Here is a 19,290-nt window from a genome sequence, read left to right as displayed (position 1 = left end):
GTCAGGCCCGCAGCTTGTACCCGAATCCGCGGACCGTCTCGATCCGGTCCGCGCCGATCTTGGTCCGCAACCGCTGCAGGTGGACGTCGACCAGGCGGCCGTCGCCACCCCACTCGTAGTCCCAGACCCGCTGCAGCAGCGTGGACCGGCTGAGCACCACACCCGGGTTGTTCGCGAACTCGATCAGCAGCTTGAGCTCGGTCGGCGTGAGCTGGACGGTGCTCCCACCCCGCCGTACCTCGAGCGCCTCCCGGTCCAGCTCCAGGTCGCCGAACGACTCCACGCCGGAGCCGGCCGACGGCGCCGGGCGCTCCGGGTCGGACACCGCCCGCCGCATCACCGCCCGCAGCCGGGCCACCAGCACCTGGGTGTCGAAGGGTTTGGTCACGTAGTCGTCCGCGCCGGCCTCCAGCCCGAGTACGACGTCGAGCGCGTCGCCACGGGCGGACACCATCACGATCGGGACCGTGCTGCTCTCCCGGATCCGGCGGCACACCGAGATCCCGTCCAGGCCGGGCAGCATGATGTCGAGCATCACGACGTCGGGATGGATCTTCTCGAAGCGCTCGATCGCCTCCAGGCCGTCCTCGGCCGTGGTCACGTCGTACCCGTGGCGTTCGAGGGTCAGTTGGGTCGCCTCACGGATCACCGCGTCGTCCTCGACCATGAGAATGCGCGCTGCCGGTTCTTCCGGTACCACCGAAGTTCAGTCTCCCTACTGGTCCGTCGAGCTCACCTTGGTCATCTGCCGACCGGCCCAACGGTAAACCTCGACCCGCCGTCCGGACGGGCAACAGGGCGGGTCTTCGATCGTGAAGATCTCGGACTCCACCACCAGGTCACCCTTCGGACTGGCTGTGATCGTCGGCTGGTCCACCTTCTGGCTCCAGATCGATCGCAGGCCCGAGGGCTCGACCGCGATCAGGAAGTAGCCGAAGACGAACTTGTCCACGGTGTGGATCAAGACGATCTGCTGAGGCGTACCGCTGTGCATAACATCAACGGTCGTACCCAGGCTGAGGCAACGCTCAATCTTGGTGCAATTCGCGAGCACCCTCCGCGAGTACGCCGGCAGGGCCCTGTCCGCGAGCAGTTTCACCCGGACCTGGCGCAGATCGACGGCCGCCGCCGGGGTGCTCCGCGGGGCCGGCCCGGTGGTGCCGAAGGCGACAGTCGGGGACGGGCTCGGCGGGGGTGGCTCGGCGCCCTCGACCCGCAGGCCGCTGCCGTTCGCGCAGGCGGACAGGGCCGTCAGTGCGACGACGGCCGCGACGGCGGGCAGCACGGTACGGCGGAGCACGCCAAGCGGCGTGGAGGCGGCGCGCCCGGTTCGCCACATGCGCATAGGGCGCCTCCTACCCTGCCTCATCGATTCCCCCGGGAGATTCAGTCAACTACCTTCCATAGTGCTGGCCGGACGTCACATTCGACGGCCATGGACGTCGAATGGCCCCACCAGTTCCATTGCGGTTCAGTCACAGCCCGACGGTTCGCTGCCCCGGCAATCTCTCCCCTGACCCAGTCCCCTACTCGGCGACGACCTTGCCCGGGTTCAGGATGTTCTTCGGGTCCAGCGCCTGCTTGATCGCACGGTGTACGTCGAGCGCCACCGGGCCGATCTCCTCGGCCAGCCAGGTCCGCTTCAGGACGCCGACGCCGTGCTCGCCGGTGATCGTGCCGCCGAGCTGGAGCCCGACCTCCATGACCTTGTCGAACGCCTGCTGCGCCCGCTCGGCCTGGGCCGGATCGGTCTGGTCGAAGACCACGGTCGGGTGCATGTTGCCGTCACCGGCATGCCCGAGGACGCCGATCGTGATGTCGAGGTCCTTCGCGATGTCCTCGCACAGGCCGATGAACTCGGCCAGTCGCGACCGCGGGACGGCGACGTCGTCGATCATCGTCGTACCGAGCTCGTCGAGCGCGAGCAGCGCCGCCCGCCGGGCCTCCAGCAGCAGCTCGCCCTCGGCCGGGTCGTCTGCCTCGATGCACTCGATCGCACCGTTGTCCCGGCACAGCTTCGCCACCATCGCGACGTCGGCCGCGCCGGCCTCACCGCCGGCGTCGGACTGGGCGAGCAGCATCGCCGCGGCCTCTTCGGGCAGGTCCATCCGCTTGTACGCGTTCACCGCGCGGATCGTGGTCTGGTCCATGATCTCCAGCAGGCTGAGCGACACGCCGCTGCGGATGATCTCGAGGATCGCCGCGCCCGCCGCGGGCCCGGAGTCGAACAACGCGGCCATGGTCCGCGGCTGCGCCGCCTGCGGACGCAGCGCCAGGGTCGCCTCGGTGATGATGCCGAGCGTCCCCTCGCTGCCCACGATCAGCTTGGCCAGGTCGTACCCGGCCACGCCCTTGACCGTCTTCCGTCCGGTCCGCAGCACCCGGCCGTCCGCGAGCACGACCTCCAGGCCGAGCACGTAGTCCGTGGTCACGCCGTACTTCACGCAGCACAGGCCGCCCGAGTTCGTGGACAGGTTCCCGCCGATCGAGCAGAACTCCCAGCTGGACGGGTCCGGCGGGTAGAACAGCCCGTGCTCGGCGACCGCACGGGACAGTACGGCGTTGTACACGCCGGGCTGGGTGACGACGTACCGGTCGATCGGCTCGATCGCCAGCACCTTGTCCATCTTCTCCAGCGAGATGACGATGCAGCCGTCCAGCGCGTTCGCCGCCCCGGACAGCCCGGAGCGCGCGCCCTGCGGCACCACCGGCACACCGGCCTCGGCCGCGATCTTCACCGCCGCCTGCACATGCGCGGTCTCCCGCGCCAGCACCACGGCAAGCGGCATCCCCGCCGGGCAGAACATCGCCCGGTCGTACCGGTAACTCTCCATCCGATCCGGATCAGTCACCAACGCCTCACGCGGCAACACCTGCGCAAGCAACTCCACCACGTCACTCATACCGCGAGCCTAGTAGCACCCCCCGACCTGACGCTCCAGTAACTATGTCCGACCCCCGTCGAACTCCCTACCCCGACCGTCTCCCAGGCCCCTCACCCACCAACCACCCCAACCACCTCCACCGGCTCGTGCTGATGCAGCCCGCCCGGAGAGCCAGCCAGCCGGCTGGCTCTCCGGGCGGGTTCACGCGCAGGAACAGAACACGCGACAGCAACCAACCACGACCGGGCAGACCTGCCGTGTCTGGCCGCGCAGACTTGCCGGCTGTGGCCGCGCAGACTTGCGGGTGTGGCCGGGCAGTGCGTGCTGGTTAGCGGGTGCGGGAGGTGGCGTTCTCGGAGATTTCCTCGTAGCCGCCGCCGTAGTTGTGGTACTCGCGGCCGATGGCGGTGAAGGTGATGCTGCCGGCGGTGGCCCTGACCTTGGGTGTGCGGCAGGTGCGCTGGCCCTGGATCACCGAGCCGTTGCCGCCGCTGCTGTCACAGCTGAGCACCCGGCCGCTGTTGGCTCCGCCGTACTGGACCAGGTAGGCGTTGGCCTTCGCGTTGGCCGGCATCTTGGACACCATGGTGACCTCGGCCCAGTACTGGTAACAGTTGTCGCGGACCAGGCGGATCGTGCCCCAACTGGGCGGCTGGTGATCACGCAGCATCGGCGCCGACGAGATGGACCTCGCACCCGAGCAAGTGGCGGCTTCGGCCGCCTGGGCCGGGGTCGCGGCGAGGGCGATCGCACCCACTCCGGCCAGGCCCGCGGTGCTGAGCAGAATGCTCAGTGTCTTCATGACGAAACCCTTCCTGAACGAACGCCCCGACGCCCATTCACCGGGCACACTACGCGAACAGCCCCTGCCCCGACAGTCATTCCGGTAATCGGACGGCGACACGCCGTATCCAGTTGCTCCCGGCAAGCTTTACCCCACCGGGCAACCGATTCACCGGTCCACACCCCACGCCGCCCACCCCCTTCCCCCCACCCACATTTCGACGGACAACCCCTACGGTTGCCGGTTCTCCCCTCGTAATTCGGGGGTACAACCGGCCACCGCAAGGGATATCCGTCGAAATGCCCGGGGGTGGGTCAGAGGTTGCCGCGTCGCTCTTGTTCGCGCTCGATCGCCTCGAACAGTGCCTTGAAGTTGCCCTTGCCGAAGCCGAGCGAACCGTGCCGCTCGATCAGTTCGTAGAACACCGTCGGCCGGTCGCCGATCGGTGCGGTGAAGATCTGCAGCAGGTACCCGTCCTCGTCGCGGTCGACCAGGATGCCGCGCGACTGCAGGTCCTCGATCGGCACCCGCACCTCACCGATCCGGGCCCGCAGCTCCGCGTCCTCGTAGTACGAGTCCGGCGTGGCGAGGAACTCGACCCCGTTCGCCCGCATGATGTCCACGGTGCGCAGGATGTCGTTGGTGGCCAGCGCGATGTGCTGCGCGCCCGCGCCGTCGTAGAACTCCAGGAACTCGTCGATCTGCGACTTCTTCTTCGCGACGGCCGGCTCGTTCAGCGGGAACTTGACCCGGTGGTTGCCGTTGGCGACCACCTTGCTCATCAGCGCGGAGTAGTCGGTGGCGATGTCGTCGCCGACGAACTCCGCCATGTTCACGAAGCCCATCACCTTGTTGTAGAACCCGACCCACTCGTCCATCTTGCCGAGTTCGACGTTGCCGACGACGTGGTCGACGGCCTGGAACAGCCGCTTCGGGTGGCCCTCGGGCCGGGTCACCTGGGTGCTCGCCGCAACGAACCCGGGCAGGTACGGACCGTCGTACCGGCTCCGGTCGACCAGCGTGTGCCGGGTGTCGCCGTACGCCGCGATCGCACCGCGGCGGATCGTGCCATGCTCGTCGGTGACGTCGTTCGGTTCCTCGAGTACGACGGCGCCCTGGGCGCGGGCGTGCTCGATGCACTTGTCCACGTCGGGCACCTCGAGCGCGATGTCGGCCACGCCGTCGCCGTGCTTGCGGTGGTGGTCGAGCAGCGTGCTCTTCGGGCTGACGCCGCCGCTGACAACGAAGCGGGCCGAGCCGGCCTTGAGCACGAACTCCTTGTTGTCCTTGTTGCCCGTCTCCGGGCCGGAGTACGCGACCAGGTCCATGCCGAAGGCGAGCTGGTAGTACTTCGCGGTCTGGGTCGCGTTGCCGACCACGAACACCACCGCGTCCATCGCGGTGACCGGGAACGGGTCGGTGCTCTCGTCGTACGGCACCAGGCCGACGAGCTGCTTGAGCTGGTCGAGGTCGAGATCGGCGTCGAGCTCTGCGGGGGTGAGGTCGGTGCTGGTCATCGTGATCCTCCCAGGTTGGATTCGTGGCCTGAGCCTGGTGCGGAGGACACAGGTTGCGCAACACATCTCTATTTCGCTGCACAGGTTGTTCAGTATGCTGACATCACTGCTGGACCATTTGGTCAGTCTGACCACTACGGGAGGCGCGGTATGTCGGTCGATGCGCTGGACGCCCGGATCCTCGGGCTGTTCGCGGCCGAACCACGGGTCGGCGTCCTCGAGGCGTCACGTCGGCTGGGGGTCGCCCGCGGGACGGTACAGGCACGGCTCGACCGGTTGCAGCGCGACGGCGTCGTCCGCGGCTGGGGCCCGGACATCGACACGACCGCGATCGGCTATCCGGTCACGGCATTCGCGACCCTGCAGATCGAGCAAGGGTCCGGGCATACGACGGTCGCGGCGGCGCTGGCGCGGATCCCGGAGGTGCTCGAGGTCCACACGATCACCGGCGCCGAGGACCTGTGGTGCCGGATCGTCGCGCGCTCGAACGCCGACCTGCAGCGGGTGATCGATCAGGTGGTGATCGTCCAGGGCATCCAGCGCGCATCCACGGTGATCGCCCTCGCCGAGCAGATCCCGCACCGCGTGCTCCCCCTGGTCGAGGCGGCGACCAAGGGTTAGGCCAGACGCTTGGCCACTTCGACAGCGGCCCGCGCAACGCGCGGGCCGACGAATTCGCGATCGAGCTTGCCGAGTACGACGACCCCGATGGAGGCCTCCACTCCGGGCACGCCGAGCACCGGCGACGACACACCCTGGGCACCGGCCTGCAGTTCGCCGGAGGTGACTACGAACGGCCGCCCGGCTGGATCCGGCTTGCGGCGACCGGCCAGGATCGCCTTGCCGGCGGCACCCTGATCGAGCGCGTGCCGCGACCCCATCCGGTAGGAGACGTGGTAGTCGGTCCAGCTCGGCTCGATCACCGCGATCGCGAGCGCCTCCTCGCCGTCCGCGACGGTCAGGTGCGCCGTCGCACCGGTGTCCTCGGCGAGTGAGCGCAGTACCGGAAGCGCGGCGTCACGCAGCGTGGGCTGAACGCGACGGCTGTAGTGCAGGACGGCCAGGCCGAGCCGGGCTCGTCCCTCGGAGTCGCGCCGGACCAACCGGTGCAGCTCGAGGGTGTTCACCAACCGGTAGACGACGGTCCGGCTGACCCCCAATGCGGCGGCCAGCTCGGTGATCGAGAGACCGTCCGGGGCGTCCGCGAGCAGTTCGAGGACAGTGAGTCCCCGGTCCAGCGTCTGCGAGGTCTCTGCGGGCACGTTCGAAGAGTATCCGTTTTTCGGGCGCGGCCCGATGGCCCCGTATCTTGCTGCCGTGCGAAATTACTGGGCGCTCCTCCCCGCCATCGCCATCGTGATCGGGCTGACGCTGCTCTACGCGATCCCGACGCTGATCAATCCGCAGTGGACGAGCTCGGTACTGGCACTGTTCCGGCAGGTCCCGGAGCAGCCGGATCCGGCGCTGGACCCGGCTCAGGACCCGGCGCTGCAGCCGGCCGAGGCGCGGCGCGCGGCCGGGATTCTCGGCCCGCAGCAGATCAAGTCGCGGCGCATGCTCGCCGTCCTGCTAGTGGCCGGGGTGGTCGCTCTGATCGGGTTCAACATCTCTCTGAACCGGGAGCGGAACGGCTGCTACAAGGCCGCCGAGGCCTGGGGCGCGATCCCCGGGAAGGCCGACCGCGACCCGTGCATCAACAAGATCTTCGGCAGCTTCTTCGGCGACCCCACCGGCTTCAAGCCGCTCGAGGCGAAGCCGCAGCCGGTCGAGACCTATCAGCTGATCCACAAGAAGCACCCGAAGTACCTGAAGTGGATGCAGAACGGCCCCAGCTACGACGACGTGGATCTGCTGGTCGGCTCGGGCAGCAGCTGCTCGCTGGACCTGAAGGTCGTCGAGGAGGAGGACAAGGTGATGGTCCTGCTCGACTCGGACACGCCGTGCCCGCCGGAGGACGCGATCTCGCTGAGTTCGGTGAAGCTGAAGAAGCCACTGGGCGACCGCAAGGTCGTCACCGTCGACGACAAGCCGATGCGCGAGATCAACCCCGACGCCGACTCCTGGCCGACGGTGCTGAAGAAGCTGGTCACCGGGGGCTGATCAGCTCAGCGCCCGGGTCTTGGAGTCGTACTCGCGGAACGGGCGGTTGCGGGCGAGCAGGATCAGCAGGCCGGCGATGCAGACGGCGGCACCGCCGAGCAGCGCGATGGTCGGGGTCGTCAGGGAGGCCGACGTACCCACGACGAAGTCACCCAGGCGCGGTCCGCCGGCCACGACCACAGTGAACACACCCTGCAGCCGGCCACGCATGGCATCCGGCGCGGCGGACTGCAGCACGGTGTTCCGGTACGCCGAACTCACCATGTCGGCCGCCCCCGACAACGCGAGCAACGCGACGCCCAGCCAGATCGTGCGGGACAACCCGAACAGGCCGACCGCCGTCGCGTAGACCGTGATCGCGACGACGATCGCCACTCCCTGTCTTCGGACCCGGCTCACCCAGCCGGAGAACACCACGCCGATCAGCGCGCCGATCGCCGGCGCCGCCTGCAGCAGACCGACGGTACGGACGCCACCGGCGAAGAACGAGCCCGCCACGGCCGGGAACAGCGCACGAGGCTGGGCGAACACCATCGCGAGGATGTCAGCCAGGAACGTCGCCAGCAGTGCCGGCGCGGCCCGGAGGAACGTGAACCCCTCGAGCACCGACCGCAGACCGGCCCGCCGGACCAGCCCGGTCGGCGGCACGGCCGGTAGCCGGAACAGCGCGTAGAGCGCCGCGGTGAACGTGATCACGTCGACCAGATACGCCGCCGCGAACCCGTGCCAGGCGATCACCGCCGCGCCGAGCAACGGCCCGACGGTGAAGCCCAGGTTGAACGCGGCCTGGCTGAGCGTGTTCGCGGCCGGCAGCAGCTCGGGCCGGATCAGCCGCGGGATGATCGCGGATCGGGCCGGGCCGTTCACCGCGAAGCACGCCGACTGGCAGGCGACGACGGCGTACAGGATCCACACCTGGCCCCAGTTCAGCTGCGACTGCAGCACCAGGATCATCGAGAGCACCCAGAGCCCGGTCGACGAGACGAGCGCGAGGATCCGCCGGTCGACCGCATCGGCCATCGCCCCGCCGTACAGCCCGAACACGACCAACGGCACCAGCGCGCACAACCCGACCAGCCCGACCGCGAACGTCGACCGGGTCAGTGCGTACACCTGGATCGACACCGTCACCGCGGTCATCTGCGTCCCGAGCTGCGACACCGTCGACCCGACCCACAACCGGCGGAAGTCCGGCGATTCCTTCAGCGGGCGGATGTCAGTCAGCAGCGGCACGGTGACAACTTATGTCACGACGTGAAGGATCAGACGCGCGGGAACAGTTCGTGGTCAAGCGGTTCACCGACCGTCAGCCCGAGCCCGTCGGTGACCACGTGCCCGGCACCGGAGTACGTCGCCTCGGCGTCGACGTAGATCGCGACGTGGGCGATCCGCGGATCGTCGGTCAGGTTCGGGGTCGCGGAGTGGGCCAGGTAGGCGTTGTGGAAGGTGCAGTCGCCGGCCCGCAACGGGATGGTCAGCCGCTCCTCCCAGCGCAGGTCGGGCGCGGCTCGGAACATGTCGTCCCGATCGGCCAGGTCCTGCCGGCGCAGGTCCTGGTGATCGTGCGAGCCGGGGATGAAGGTCATGCACCCGCGCTCCACCGGGACGTCGACCAGCGCGACCCAGGCGGACAGCGAGTGCCGCGCCCCGGCATGCGGCCAGTACGGCGCGTCCTGGTGGAACTCGGTGGCCGCGCCGTTGTGCGGCGGTTTGATCAGAAGCTGGTCGTGCCAGATCCGCAACGGCACCCCGGCCAGCGCCGTCGCCGCGGCGGCCAGTCGTGGATCGAGCGTGAGCTCGCGCAGTACGTCGTCCTGCCGCCAGACGTTGACGTACTGGTTGAAGATCGCCGACCCCTCCGAGTAGTCGTCGGCCGCCGCGGTGGCGGCGACCGCGGCGTCGCGGAACCGGGCCGCCTCGTCGGCGCCGATGATGTTCCGGATCCGGACCACCCCGTCGCGGCGATAGGCGGAAATGGTCTCTTCATCGAGCACGGCGGGTGCCGTAGGGTCGATCGTGGTCATCGGGCCACTCCTTGGAATCCGTTGGCGGGAAGGTCTTTCCAGCCTCGCCTGAATCCGCGCGCGGCGACAGGCAACCATTGACCGATGCTTGACTGATCTTGACCTCCGGAGGTGTGCGGTGCACCAGATCCTGAGCAGTGAGGTGTTCCCCGACCAGCGGCTTCCGGTCGCCGGTGAGCGGCTCGAACTGGTGGCCGACGTCGCACCGCACAGCCACGCGTTCTTCGAGATCGCCGTCGTGCTCGCCGGCCGGGGTACTCACGTCTCGGCCGCCGGTGAGGTCCCGCTGCGGCGCGACTCGGTCGTCGTCCTCCGGCCGGGCGACTGGCACGGGTACACCGGCTGCGACGGGCTCGTGGTCCGCAACGCCTATCTGGGTGCCGACATCTTCAGCCTGCTGTCCGCCGCGCTGATCCCGAGTGACGGACCGCCGACCCTGGCGCACCCGGCCGTGCAGCACGCGATGCGCTTGCTGGAGGCAAGCATCGACGAGCCGTGGACACTGGACCGGCTGGCCGCCGCGGTGAACCTCGCCCCCGGCTACCTGGTCCGGCTGTTCGGGCGGACGGCCGGCCTCTCTCCGATGGCCTACCTGAACCGGCTCCGGGCCGAGCGAGCGGCCGGGCTGCTGATCGAGACCGACCTGCCGGTCGCGACCGTCGGGGCGATGGTCGGCTGGCACGACCCGAGCCACGCCAGCCGCCGCTTCCGGGCCTGCTTCGGGCTCAGTCCCTCCCGGTACCGGGCCGCTTTCGGACCGTAAGCAAAGATGTCTCCATGACGTCTGTTCGTACGCCTGACCCGAACCCCGGCTGGCTCTCCGACTTCGCGCTGCAAGAGACCCGCTCCCGGGTGCCGATCCTGTACGTCGAGGCCGTGCCGGCCCGCGTCGACGCCGCCGGCCAGATCGAGCACGTCGGGGTTCTGCTGCGCGGGGCGGCCGAGACCGGGCAGATCATCCGGACCCTGGTCTCCGGCCGCGTCATGCACGGCGAGTCGATCCGCGACGCCCTGCAGCGCAACATCGAGAAGGACCTCGGCCCGGCCGCGTTCCCGCGGCTGCCGATGAGCCCGGTGCCGTTCACGGTCGCGGAGTACTTCCCGCTGCCCGGTGTCACGCCGCTGCACGACCCGCGTCAGCACGCGGTCGCGCTGGTGTACGTCGTACCGGTGACCGGCGACTGCAATCCGCGGCAGGACGCGCTCGAGCTCACCTGGCTGACGCCGAAGGAAGCACTGGAACCGGCCCTTCTGACCGACCTCGAAGGCGGCCGCGGGCATCTGATCAAGCAGGCCCTCGCCTGGTCCGGCGCCCTCGTCTGACGTCTCCGGCCGAGCCTGTCAGCGCGGGCTCACCAAGGTAGGCGGCCTGCCTCGGCGTGGACCTCGCCGGTCGGGCCGTCGGCGCCGAGCGTTGCCAGCCGGACCGCGACGGCCGCGCCCTGCGCAGGTGTGCGGGCCGCGTCCCAGCCACCCATGTCCGTCGCGCAGTTGCCCGGGTCGGCGGCGTTCACCAGGATCCCGCTGCCGCGTAGCTCGTTGGCGAGCATCACCGTGACCATGTTCACCGCCGCCTTCGACGAGTTGTAGCCGAGGGTCAGCACGGTCGACATCCGCGACTCCGGATCGCCCACCTGGGTGAACGAGGCCAGTGACGTCGACAGGTTCACGATCCGCGCCCCGTCCGCCTTCCGCAGCAGCGGCAGCATGGCCCGAGTCGTCCCGACCAGTCCGATCACATTCGTCTCGAACGCCTGCCGCAGTACGTCGCTGTCCACCCGCGACACCGCGTCGTCGCCGACCGGGATGATCGCCGCGTTGTTGACGAGCACGTCCAGCCGACCGTACTCACGGTCGATCAGGTCGGCCGCGGCCCCGACCGACCGATCGTCGGTCACCTCCAACTGGACCGCGGCCGCATCGAAGCCCTCGGCAACCAGTTCCTTCGCAGCGACCTCGCCCCGCGCCAGATCCCGCGATCCGGCCAGCACGACGAATCCTGCCGCCCCGAGCTGTCGTGCGATCTCCTTGCCGATGCCCTTGTTGGCGCCCGTGACGAGCGCGATCCTCTTCTCAGTCATGTCCTCCAGGCTGATGAACGGCGGCGGCGCGAGGCAGAGCGAGCTCAGCCTGGGATCGGCAGTCCCTGGTTGGCGCTACCGGCCTGCTGCAATGCTGGACGGGTGGATCGGGGTCAGCTGGCGCAGTTCCTGCGAGTACGGCGGGAGCGGCTGACACCTGCCGACGTCGGGCTTCCGGCCGGGCTGCGTCGACGTACGCCCGGACTCCGGCGCGAGGAGGTCGCCAGTCTCGCGACCATGTCGACCGACTACTACACGCGGCTCGAGCAGGGGCGCGGGCCGCGACCGTCGCGTCCGGTGCTGACCGGGCTGGCGCGGGCCTTGCGGCTGAACGACGACGAGCGCGACCACCTGTTCCGGCTGGCCGGTGAGCAGCCGGGTCCTCCCCCGGGTCCACCGCCGGACGTGCGCGACGGCGTACTGCGGATGCTGGGGCGCCTCGACGTACCGGGGATCGTGCTGGACGCGAAGTACGACGTACTCGCGTGGAACCGGCAGGCGGCGGCCCTGATGACGGACTTCTCCGCGCTGCCGGTGAAGGAGCGGAACCTGCTGCGGCTGCGGTTCCTGCACGGCGATCGGCAGGCGGAGCGGTACGGGATGGACGCGACCCAGGCGTTCGCGCGCGAGGCGGCGGCAGATCTACGGGCCGCGACCGGGACCTACCCGGACGACCCCGCAATCGCGCAATTGGTGTCCGATCTCCTCGCCGGGAGCTCTGAGTTCGCCGAGATCTGGTCCCGGCACGAGGTCGCCCGGCAGCAGAGCCTGTGCCAGACGATCCTCCACCCCGAGGTCGGCCGGATCGACGTGATCTGCGAGGTCCTGGTCATCCCCGAACGCGACCAGCGGGTGGTCATCTACACCGCTGAGCCCGGCTCTCCGTCGGACCACGCTCTGCGCCTGCTCGACGTGATCGGCACCCAGACGCTGTCCCACGGCTGAGCCCCCGCACCTCGGGGCGCGCGGGGGCTCAGGATCACCGGGGCGGGCTGGGCCCGGTGAAGGTGGTGGGTTATTGGCCGGTGAAGGTGAAGGTCGAGCCGGGCTCCTTCACGATGTCGCCGTCGCGGGAGTGGGTGACGACGACGTTGGTGAGGGTGGCGCTGCCGCGCGCGCCGCCCATCGCGAGGATGCCGGAGCCGTTGTTCGACTTGTCGATCCGGAGGTTGGTGAGCGCGACGTTCGGCATCTCACCGCCACCGGTCTTGAACTGCAGCCCGTCGTACGTCGAGTCGTAGATCTCGGTGTCGCGGATCGTCACGCCGGGGATCGGCAGGTTCGCCGGGAACAGCGTGATCGCACCGAACTCCTGGTCCTCGTTCCAGAACACCCCGCCACACCGGTAGAGCGCGTTGTTGGCGATCAGCGTCTGCCCTGAGAACGGGAGCGGGTCGTGGTCGGTCGCCAGCATGATGCCGGGGTAGTTCATCGTGTCGTAGATCAGGTTGTTCTCGATCTTGTTGCCGTACCCGCCGTAGATCGCGATGCCGTTCGCCCGCCACGGCAACTGGACGGTGTTGTTGGTGAACGCGTTGTCGTGGCCGATGTCGACGGACTGGTCCTTGACGTACTTGCTCGCCCAGACCGCCAGCGCGTCGTCGCCGGTGGTACGGAAGGACGAGTTGAACACCTTCGAGTTGCGGGTGCCGTTGGCGAAGTTGATCCCGTCGGCGTACGTGTCGCGGATCCGCATCCCGCTGAACTCCAGGCCGTCGGCCGGACCCCACAGTTCGGGGATGTTGTCGTAGTCGCGTCCGACCCAGACCCCGACGTTCGAGTGCTCGATCCAGACGTTGCTGATCTTGGTTCCGGTGCCGAAGCGGCCGTTCAGCGCGACACCACCCTCGGCGTTCCCGTCACCGCCGCGGATCCGGCCGGACCCGAAGATCGCGATGTCCGAGAGCTGCACAGACTTGTCGATGTCGAAGCCGAAGTTGCCTTCGTGCGGATGGTTGATGCCGCCGGCGTTCTGCGGCTCGATGGTCGAGTAGAGCTGCGAGTACCACATGCCCGCGCCGCGGATCGTGGTGTTGCTGATCCCGACCTGGTTGTACTGACCCCGGTTCAGCGGGTCGTCGGTCAGGATCTTCTTCTCCTGCCGCCACTGCCCGGTGGGGATCCAGACACAGCTGATCACGCCGTTCTGGTCATCGGTGACGGCCCGCTGGATCGCGTCCGCATCGTCGACCCCGTCGTTCGGCACGGCGCCGTACTGCGTGATCGACGTACAGCCGGCCGGCTGGCTGAGGGCCGGGGCGACCTGCTCCAGGTCGACCATGTCGATGATGTAGAACGACGCGTTGTCGCCGGAGTCGCGCTGCAACCTGAACTTCGTGCCGACCGGGTACGACGTACCGAGCAGGGCGTGCGATTCGTCGAAGAGGCGGCGCGCGTCGCCGCCCGGAGTGTTGGTCAGCGACTCCGGTCCGTCGCTGTTGCCGTAGAGCCAACTGTTGTGCGAGGACAGGTTCAGCTTCTGCTTGAAGGTGCCGTCGACGTACAGACTGATGGTTGCCTCAAGCCCCTGCCCGTTGGCCGAGTCGGGGATCGAGTTGCGGACCACGATCGAGTTCGTCGGCACGGTCGCGGTGAACTCGACGAACTGCCCCGTCGAGTTCAGCCGGACCGACTGACGGCCGGACGACTCGGTGGCGAAGTTCGTGTGGCCGAAGGTGCGCTCGGCATCCGAGGTGAGCAGCGTGCCGTTGTAGTCGCCCGCTTCCGCCTCGTACGACGTGTACGGTACGGCGGCACCGCGGCCGACCACGATCGACCTGGACAGGGTGTTGTTGGTTTCGTTGGTCTCGGCAACTGTGTTGGTCGCGTCGGCGGTTGCGGTGAGAGTCGCGCCGCCGTTGGTGGCAGTCCAGGTCCCGGTCATTGCGACGTTCGCAGTCGCACCGGCCGCGATCGAGGCTGTGTTGGTGTTCAGCGTGGTGCTGCCGATGGTGAGTCTGGTGACGGTGGTCGCGCTGGAAGCCGCCGTACCGCGGTTGTTCACGGCAACTGTGAAGGAGACCTGGGCACCGGGGGCCGGGTTCGCCGGGTTGGAGGTTATGCCGGTGACCTGCAGATCCGGTCCGGCCGCTTGGCCGACGGCTAGCTGGGTGGGTGACTGGAACGTGTTGTTGCTGTCGTCCTGCTCGACGACGATGTTGGTGGCATCGGCCACCGCGGCGAGCGTGTAGTTGCCTTGGGCATGGGTTCCGGCGTTGGCGGTGACCGTGGTGGAGGCGCCGGAGGCGAGGCCGCCGACGGATGCGGTGCCGGCGACCGAGCCGCCGAGCAGGAAGTTCAGGCTGCTGGCCGGGGCCGCCGCAGTGCCGGAGTTCTTGACCGTCGCCGAGAGAGTGATCGGGGTGGTCTCGGTCGGGTTCGCCGGGCTCCACGTGGCCGAGGTGACGACCAGGTCAGGGTTCGGCGCCGCCGTACCGAAGACCTGGAACTCGGCGACCTGGCCGCCGGGCGCGCCGGTGTTGCTGACGACCTGGAGCCGTACGTCGGCGTACCGGCCGGTGACCGGGATCGTGATCGAGTTCTGGTTGCCGGACGGGCTGAACTGGTAGTCGGTCCGGGCGACGAGCGACGTGAAGCCGGTGGCCGACTGCTCCCGGCCGAGCACCTGGATGCTCTGCGTCCGCGGACCCCAGACCGGGTCGGGGTTGAGCTTCACCACGACCGAACTGAGATCGGCGTTCGCGCCGAGCTTGACGGTCAGTGTCGACGGGTAGCCGTTGGACTCCCAGTACGTGCCGAGGTTGTTGTCGTTCGCGTTGGTGGCGACGAAGTTGAAGGCCGACGAGGATGCCTCGATCGGCTTACCTGCGGCGAGGTCCGTCCCGGTCGGTGGTTCGACCGGCCCGCCACCAGGCCCGGCCAGGGCGAACTCCGACAGTTGCGCGGCCGGCCAGCCGCTGTTCGCCGTCACGGTCAGCCGGACGTAGCGCGCCGACGTGGTGGCGAAGTTGATCGTGACCGAGTTGTTCGCAGTCGGTGCGAAGGAGTACGCCGTACTGCCGACGACTGTGCTCAGCGACGCAGCGTTCACGCCGGCCTGGACGGTGATGGTCTGGGACCGGGCGCCCCAGGACGCGGGGAGCCTCAGCGTCACCTGGTTGACATCGGTGCTGGAGCCGAGATCGGCCTGGATCCATTGCGGGAACGCGCTGTTGGCGCTCTCCCAATAGGTGTTCTGGTTGCCGTCACCGGCATTGCCGCTCGGGTACTCCCCGAGTGAACTGCTGGCGGAGAGGGTCTTGGACAGGTCGGCCGTGACGGCCGCCGTCGCACTGATGGGCAGCAGCCCGGCCGCGATCAGAACAAGCGCAAGCAGGAGCCGTCGAACGTTCGGCTGATACATCGGGCGGTCCTCCGTATGGGCGATGGGAAGGACGAGAAATTTCGCAGATCTGCTAACTTCTTGCAGGACAGGTAGTCGAATGTTGCAACAGCACTCGCACTACGTCAACACTTCGCCACACCGCGCACACCCATCAACCCGACCTACACAACGTCTGAACGCGACGCTGTTCCCCGGGCCGAGCCCGCGGCCCCGGCCAAAACCCAGGTGCACCTAAGCCCGGCACTGGGCCGCCCAGCCACCCCACCCTCCGGGCGAAACCCGGGTGCACTTAGACCCGACACCGGGTCACCCGGCTACTGCCCACCACCCCGGACGAAGGCCGGAGCGTACTTAGGCTCGCCGTTGGGTGACCAAGCCACTCCTCACCACCTCCGGGCGAAGCCCGGGTGCACGCAGGCTCGGCACCGGGTGGCCCAGCCACCGCCCACCACCCCGGGCAGAGCCCGGGCACACTCAGACCCGGCACCGGGTAGCTAACCCAAGCCACTCACCACCACCCCGGGCGAAGCCCTGCACACTCAGACCCAGCATCGGGTCGCCCAGCCACCCCCACCACCCCGGACGAAACCCAGGTGCGCTCAGACTTTGCACCGGGTGGCCCGGCTGCTCCCTACCAACCCGGGCGAAGCCCGGGTGTACTTAGGCTCGGCGTCGGGTGACCGAGCCACTCCTCGCCACCCCGGGCGGGGCCCCGGCGGGTGCTTAGGCTCGGCGTTGGGTGGCCCAGTCTCGGATTAGTTCTATGCGTTCTTTGAGTTGGATGGAGGAGGCGTGGGCGGCGGCTGGGCCGCCGAGCTTGCGGCGGAGGTCGTTGTGGATGACGCCGTGCGGCTGACCGGTGCGGTGGTGCCAGGCGGCGACCAACCCGTTCAGCTCGCGGCGCAGCAGCGCGACCTGCTCGTGGGTCGCCAGCTCGGTCGGCGTCGGGTCCTCACGCTCGGACGATCCCGGGCGCTGCGACCGCTTCTGCGCAGCGATCGACTTCGCCTGCCGCTTGCGCAGCAACTCCCGCACCTGATCCGGCTCCAGCAACCCAGGCAACCCGAGGAAGTCCAGCTCCTCATCGGAGGCCTGATCCCCACCGGTCCCGTAGTCACCGCCGTCGAACACGACCCGGTCGAAGCTCGCATCCGACCCGAGCGCCTCGAACTTCGCCTCCAGGTCGTCACTGGCACCCTCAGCCTGGTTCGCCTTCGCCAGCAGATCGTCCTCGAGCGCGAAGATGTCCCCGTCCTCGTTCGTGTTCTTCCGGCCGAGCACGTGGTCCCGCTCGACCTCCATCTCCGCGGCGAAGCTGAGCAGCCGCGTCACCGACGGCACGAACACCGACGCCGTCTCACCCCGCTTGCGGGCCCGGACGAACCGCCCGACCGCCTGCGCGAAGAACAGCGGCGTCGACGTCGGCGTCGCGTACACCCCGACCGCCAGCCGCGGTACGTCGACACCCTCCGACACCATCCGGACCGCGACCATCCACCGCGACTCGTCGGCGGAGAACTTCGCGATCTTCTTGCTCGCCGCCTTCTCGTCCGACAGCACCACGGTCGGCGCCTGGCCAGTGATCTCGCGCAGCGTCTTCGCGTACGCACGGGCCGTGTTCTGATCGCCGGAGATGACCAGACCGCCCGCGTCCGGCATGTGCCGACGGACCTCGGTGAGCCGCTTGTCCGCGGCCGCCAGCACCGCCGGCATCCACTCGCCGGCCGGGTCGAGCGCCGTACGCAGAGCCTGGGCGGTCAGGTCCTTCGTGAGCGGCTCACCCAGCCGCGCCGCGACCTCGTCACCGGCCTTCGTGCGCCACCGCATCTCACCGGAGTACGACATGAAGATCACCGGGCGTACGACGTGATCCTGCAGCGCGTGCCCGTAGCCGTAGGTGTAGTCCGCCTTGCTCCGGGCGACCCCGTCGTGGGCGGTCTCGTAGGTCACGAACGGGATCGGGTTGTCGTCGCTGCGGAACGGCGTACCGGTCAGGCAGAGCCGGCGGGCCGCGGGCTCGAACGCCTCCCGCACGCCTTCACCCCAGCTGAGCGCGTCGCCGCCGTGGTGCACCTCGTCCAGGATCACCAGCGTCTTGAACCGCTCGGTCCGGACCCGGAAGGCCAACGGGTTCACCGCGACCCCGGCGTAGGTGACCGCGACGCCCTGGAAGTCCTTGTTGGTCTTGCCGCGCCGGCCGGCGAACGCCGGGTCGATCGCGATCCCGGCCTTGTCGGCGGCCTCGGCCCACTGGACCTTGAGATGCTCGGTCGGCGTCACCACCGTCACCCGCTCGATCAGCCGTCGGTGCAACAGCTCGGCGGCCACGGTGAGAGCGAAGGTGGTCTTACCCGCTCCGGGTGTCGCCACGGCGAGGAAGTCCCGCGGCTGGCTGTCGAAGTAAAGCTTGAGTGCCTCCGCCTGCCAGGCCCGCAGCTTGCTGGCGGTACCCCACGCGGCGCGATCCGGATACGCCGGCGGAAGCACGGCTGGTCCAGCTGGCACGCTCGAATCCACGGACGGCATACTCCCCCGTTAGTCGACTGTCGGCCGTGCAGGAACGTTACCTGACTTCGCCGACAAACCCTGACCGGCGTGTCGCAGTACGAGCGGTCTGTGGAGAAAGTTCCCGGGTCGACTGGTGTGTCGGCCTACACTCGGGGACATGAGTACTCAGCTGAGCCCGGGGGCCGAGACGGTCGTCGACGAGCGGACGCAGCCGGCGCCGGCAGAGCCCGGCGATCACGAGCGGTTCTCGCACTACGTGCCGAAGGACAAGCTGACCGAGGCGATGGTGATGGGGACGCCGGTCGTCGCCCTGTGCGGCAAGGTGTGGGTGCCGAGCCGGGACCCACAGCGCTTCCCGGTCTGTCCGGAGTGCAAGGAGATCTGGGACTCGCTCAACCCGGGTGACGACGAGGGCGGCGAGTAGAGCCCTCCCAGGCGAGGGGCCGCGCCGAGCCGCGCGGCCTCGACCCGAGGTGCGCGGGCGTCAGTTCTGTGTGGGGTCGTCCGGGTACGTCGCCAGGTACGCCATCTGATCGTTCTGGCGACGCAGGACCCGGCGCCACAGCGTGTCCGGGTGCAGGCTGAACACGTCGTCGGGTTCGGACTCGACGACGTACCAGGCGCCCTCGGTGATCTCGCCCTCGAGTTGCCCGCTGGACCAGCCGGCGTACCCGGCGAAGATGCGCATCCGCTGGATCGCCCCCTCCAGGAGCGCCGGCGGTACGTCGAGGTCGATCAGCCCGATCCGGCCGAAGCACTCACGCCAGCCGGGCGGGTCGGCCGTCTCGATCACCTCGGCGACGGCCAGCGCGCTGTCGGTGCCGACCGGGCCGCCCATGAACAGCACCCCGGGTTCGTTCACCGTGGTGGACCAGTCCGGCAGCACCCGGTCCACGGCCAGGTCGGCGGCACGGTTCACCACCACCCCGAGTGCGCCGTCGTCGTCGTGATCCAGCAGCAGGATCACCGACCGGCGGAAGGGCGGCTCGTCGAGCAACGGGGTCGCCACCAGCAGCGAACCGGTCAGAGTCGAGGCCGTCATACCC

At 68.9% G+C, this 19,290-nt stretch carries 18 protein-coding genes; 6 read left to right on the top strand and 12 right to left on the bottom strand.

Annotated elements, in window-relative coordinates:
• Position 1: 1 nt before the first annotated feature.
• The 5 genes from cseB to hppD form a co-directional block, all read right to left on the bottom strand.
• Complete coding sequence (gene cseB / locus ACGFH6_RS23605; protein WP_131361756.1) at positions 2 to 700, bottom strand: two-component system response regulator CseB; 699 nt, start codon at positions 698 to 700, stop codon at positions 2 to 4.
• A 15-nt stretch (positions 701 to 715) separates the two neighbouring features.
• The gene (locus ACGFH6_RS23600; protein WP_393387479.1) at positions 716 to 1,345 is read right to left on the bottom strand and encodes a hypothetical protein; all 630 of its coding nucleotides are present in this window, start codon (positions 1,343 to 1,345) and stop codon (positions 716 to 718) included.
• A gap of 181 nt (positions 1,346 to 1,526) precedes the next feature.
• Positions 1,527 to 2,903 (bottom strand): FAD-binding oxidoreductase, encoded by a 1,377-nt coding sequence (locus ACGFH6_RS23595; protein WP_393387476.1) that lies wholly within the window; start codon positions 2,901 to 2,903, stop codon positions 1,527 to 1,529.
• Positions 2,904 to 3,213: 310 nt separating this feature from the next.
• Positions 3,214 to 3,687 (bottom strand): hypothetical protein, encoded by a 474-nt coding sequence (locus tag ACGFH6_RS23590; protein ID WP_393387473.1) that lies wholly within the window; start codon positions 3,685 to 3,687, stop codon positions 3,214 to 3,216.
• A 296-nt stretch (positions 3,688 to 3,983) separates the two neighbouring features.
• Entirely contained in the window at positions 3,984 to 5,186 is a 1,203-nt protein-coding gene (hppD, locus tag ACGFH6_RS23585) for a 4-hydroxyphenylpyruvate dioxygenase (RefSeq protein WP_393387471.1), read from the bottom strand.
• A gap of 150 nt (positions 5,187 to 5,336) precedes the next feature.
• On the opposite strand from hppD, the gene ACGFH6_RS23580 reads away from it, so the two are divergent.
• The gene (locus tag ACGFH6_RS23580) at positions 5,337 to 5,807 is read left to right on the top strand and encodes an Lrp/AsnC family transcriptional regulator (protein WP_393387468.1); all 471 of its coding nucleotides are present in this window, start codon (positions 5,337 to 5,339) and stop codon (positions 5,805 to 5,807) included.
• Here ACGFH6_RS23580 and ACGFH6_RS23575 read toward each other — a convergent pair.
• Positions 5,804 to 6,448 (bottom strand): IclR family transcriptional regulator, encoded by a 645-nt coding sequence (locus tag ACGFH6_RS23575; protein WP_131361751.1) that lies wholly within the window; start codon positions 6,446 to 6,448, stop codon positions 5,804 to 5,806. The genes ACGFH6_RS23580 and ACGFH6_RS23575 overlap by 4 nt on opposite strands.
• Positions 6,449 to 6,503: 55 nt before the next feature.
• On the opposite strand from ACGFH6_RS23575, the gene ACGFH6_RS23570 reads away from it, so the two are divergent.
• Complete coding sequence (locus ACGFH6_RS23570) at positions 6,504 to 7,286, top strand: hypothetical protein (protein WP_393387466.1); 783 nt, start codon at positions 6,504 to 6,506, stop codon at positions 7,284 to 7,286.
• On the opposite strand, the gene ACGFH6_RS23565 is transcribed toward ACGFH6_RS23570, so the two are convergent.
• The gene (locus tag ACGFH6_RS23565) at positions 7,287 to 8,519 is read right to left on the bottom strand and encodes an MFS transporter (RefSeq protein ID WP_393387463.1); all 1,233 of its coding nucleotides are present in this window, start codon (positions 8,517 to 8,519) and stop codon (positions 7,287 to 7,289) included.
• 29 nt (positions 8,520 to 8,548) lie between these two features.
• Positions 8,549 to 9,310, bottom strand: coding sequence for a phytanoyl-CoA dioxygenase family protein (locus ACGFH6_RS23560; protein WP_393387461.1), 762 nt, complete (start codon positions 9,308 to 9,310; stop codon positions 8,549 to 8,551).
• Positions 9,311 to 9,428: 118 nt separating this feature from the next.
• On the opposite strand from ACGFH6_RS23560, the gene ACGFH6_RS23555 reads away from it, so the two are divergent.
• Both ACGFH6_RS23555 and ACGFH6_RS23550 read left to right on the top strand, forming a co-directional pair.
• Positions 9,429 to 10,073 (top strand): helix-turn-helix domain-containing protein, encoded by a 645-nt coding sequence (locus ACGFH6_RS23555; protein ID WP_393387458.1) that lies wholly within the window; start codon positions 9,429 to 9,431, stop codon positions 10,071 to 10,073.
• 14 nt (positions 10,074 to 10,087) lie between these two features.
• Positions 10,088 to 10,633 carry an NUDIX hydrolase family protein gene (locus ACGFH6_RS23550; RefSeq protein ID WP_360453422.1) on the top strand — a complete coding sequence of 182 codons (546 nt, stop codon included), beginning with the start codon at positions 10,088 to 10,090 and terminating at the stop codon, positions 10,631 to 10,633.
• A 29-nt stretch (positions 10,634 to 10,662) separates the two neighbouring features.
• On the opposite strand, the gene ACGFH6_RS23545 is transcribed toward ACGFH6_RS23550, so the two are convergent.
• Positions 10,663 to 11,391 (bottom strand): SDR family oxidoreductase, encoded by a 729-nt coding sequence (locus tag ACGFH6_RS23545; RefSeq protein WP_393387456.1) that lies wholly within the window; start codon positions 11,389 to 11,391, stop codon positions 10,663 to 10,665.
• Positions 11,392 to 11,493: 102 nt separating this feature from the next.
• On the opposite strand from ACGFH6_RS23545, the gene ACGFH6_RS23540 reads away from it, so the two are divergent.
• Complete coding sequence (locus ACGFH6_RS23540; protein ID WP_393387453.1) at positions 11,494 to 12,336, top strand: helix-turn-helix transcriptional regulator; 843 nt, start codon at positions 11,494 to 11,496, stop codon at positions 12,334 to 12,336.
• Between the two features lie 70 nt (positions 12,337 to 12,406).
• Here ACGFH6_RS23540 and ACGFH6_RS23535 read toward each other — a convergent pair whose 3' ends face one another.
• Together ACGFH6_RS23535 and ACGFH6_RS23530 are read right to left on the bottom strand one after the other, a co-directional pair.
• Positions 12,407 to 15,754, bottom strand: coding sequence for a CARDB domain-containing protein (locus tag ACGFH6_RS23535; protein ID WP_393387451.1), 3,348 nt, complete (start codon positions 15,752 to 15,754; stop codon positions 12,407 to 12,409).
• 705 nt (positions 15,755 to 16,459) lie between these two features.
• Positions 16,460 to 18,262 carry a DEAD/DEAH box helicase gene (locus tag ACGFH6_RS23530; protein ID WP_393387448.1) on the bottom strand — a complete coding sequence of 601 codons (1,803 nt, stop codon included), beginning with the start codon at positions 18,260 to 18,262 and terminating at the stop codon, positions 16,460 to 16,462.
• A 139-nt stretch (positions 18,263 to 18,401) separates the two neighbouring features.
• Here ACGFH6_RS23530 and ACGFH6_RS23525 point away from each other — a divergent pair, with 139 nt between their 5' ends.
• Positions 18,402 to 18,668: a DUF3039 domain-containing protein gene (locus ACGFH6_RS23525; RefSeq protein ID WP_131517534.1), complete on the top strand. Its 267-nt coding sequence runs from the start codon at positions 18,402 to 18,404 to the stop codon at positions 18,666 to 18,668.
• A gap of 60 nt (positions 18,669 to 18,728) precedes the next feature.
• Here ACGFH6_RS23525 and ACGFH6_RS23520 read toward each other — a convergent pair whose 3' ends face one another.
• Positions 18,729 to 19,286 (bottom strand): YqgE/AlgH family protein, encoded by a 558-nt coding sequence (locus ACGFH6_RS23520; protein WP_131364478.1) that lies wholly within the window; start codon positions 19,284 to 19,286, stop codon positions 18,729 to 18,731.
• Positions 19,287 to 19,290 lie beyond the last annotated feature (4 nt).

The sequence above is a fragment of the Kribbella sp. NPDC049227 genome, from assembly GCF_043197265.1.
GTDB lineage: Bacteria > Actinomycetota > Actinomycetes > Propionibacteriales > Kribbellaceae > Kribbella.
This window is presented reverse-complemented; position numbering and strand designations above follow the sequence as displayed.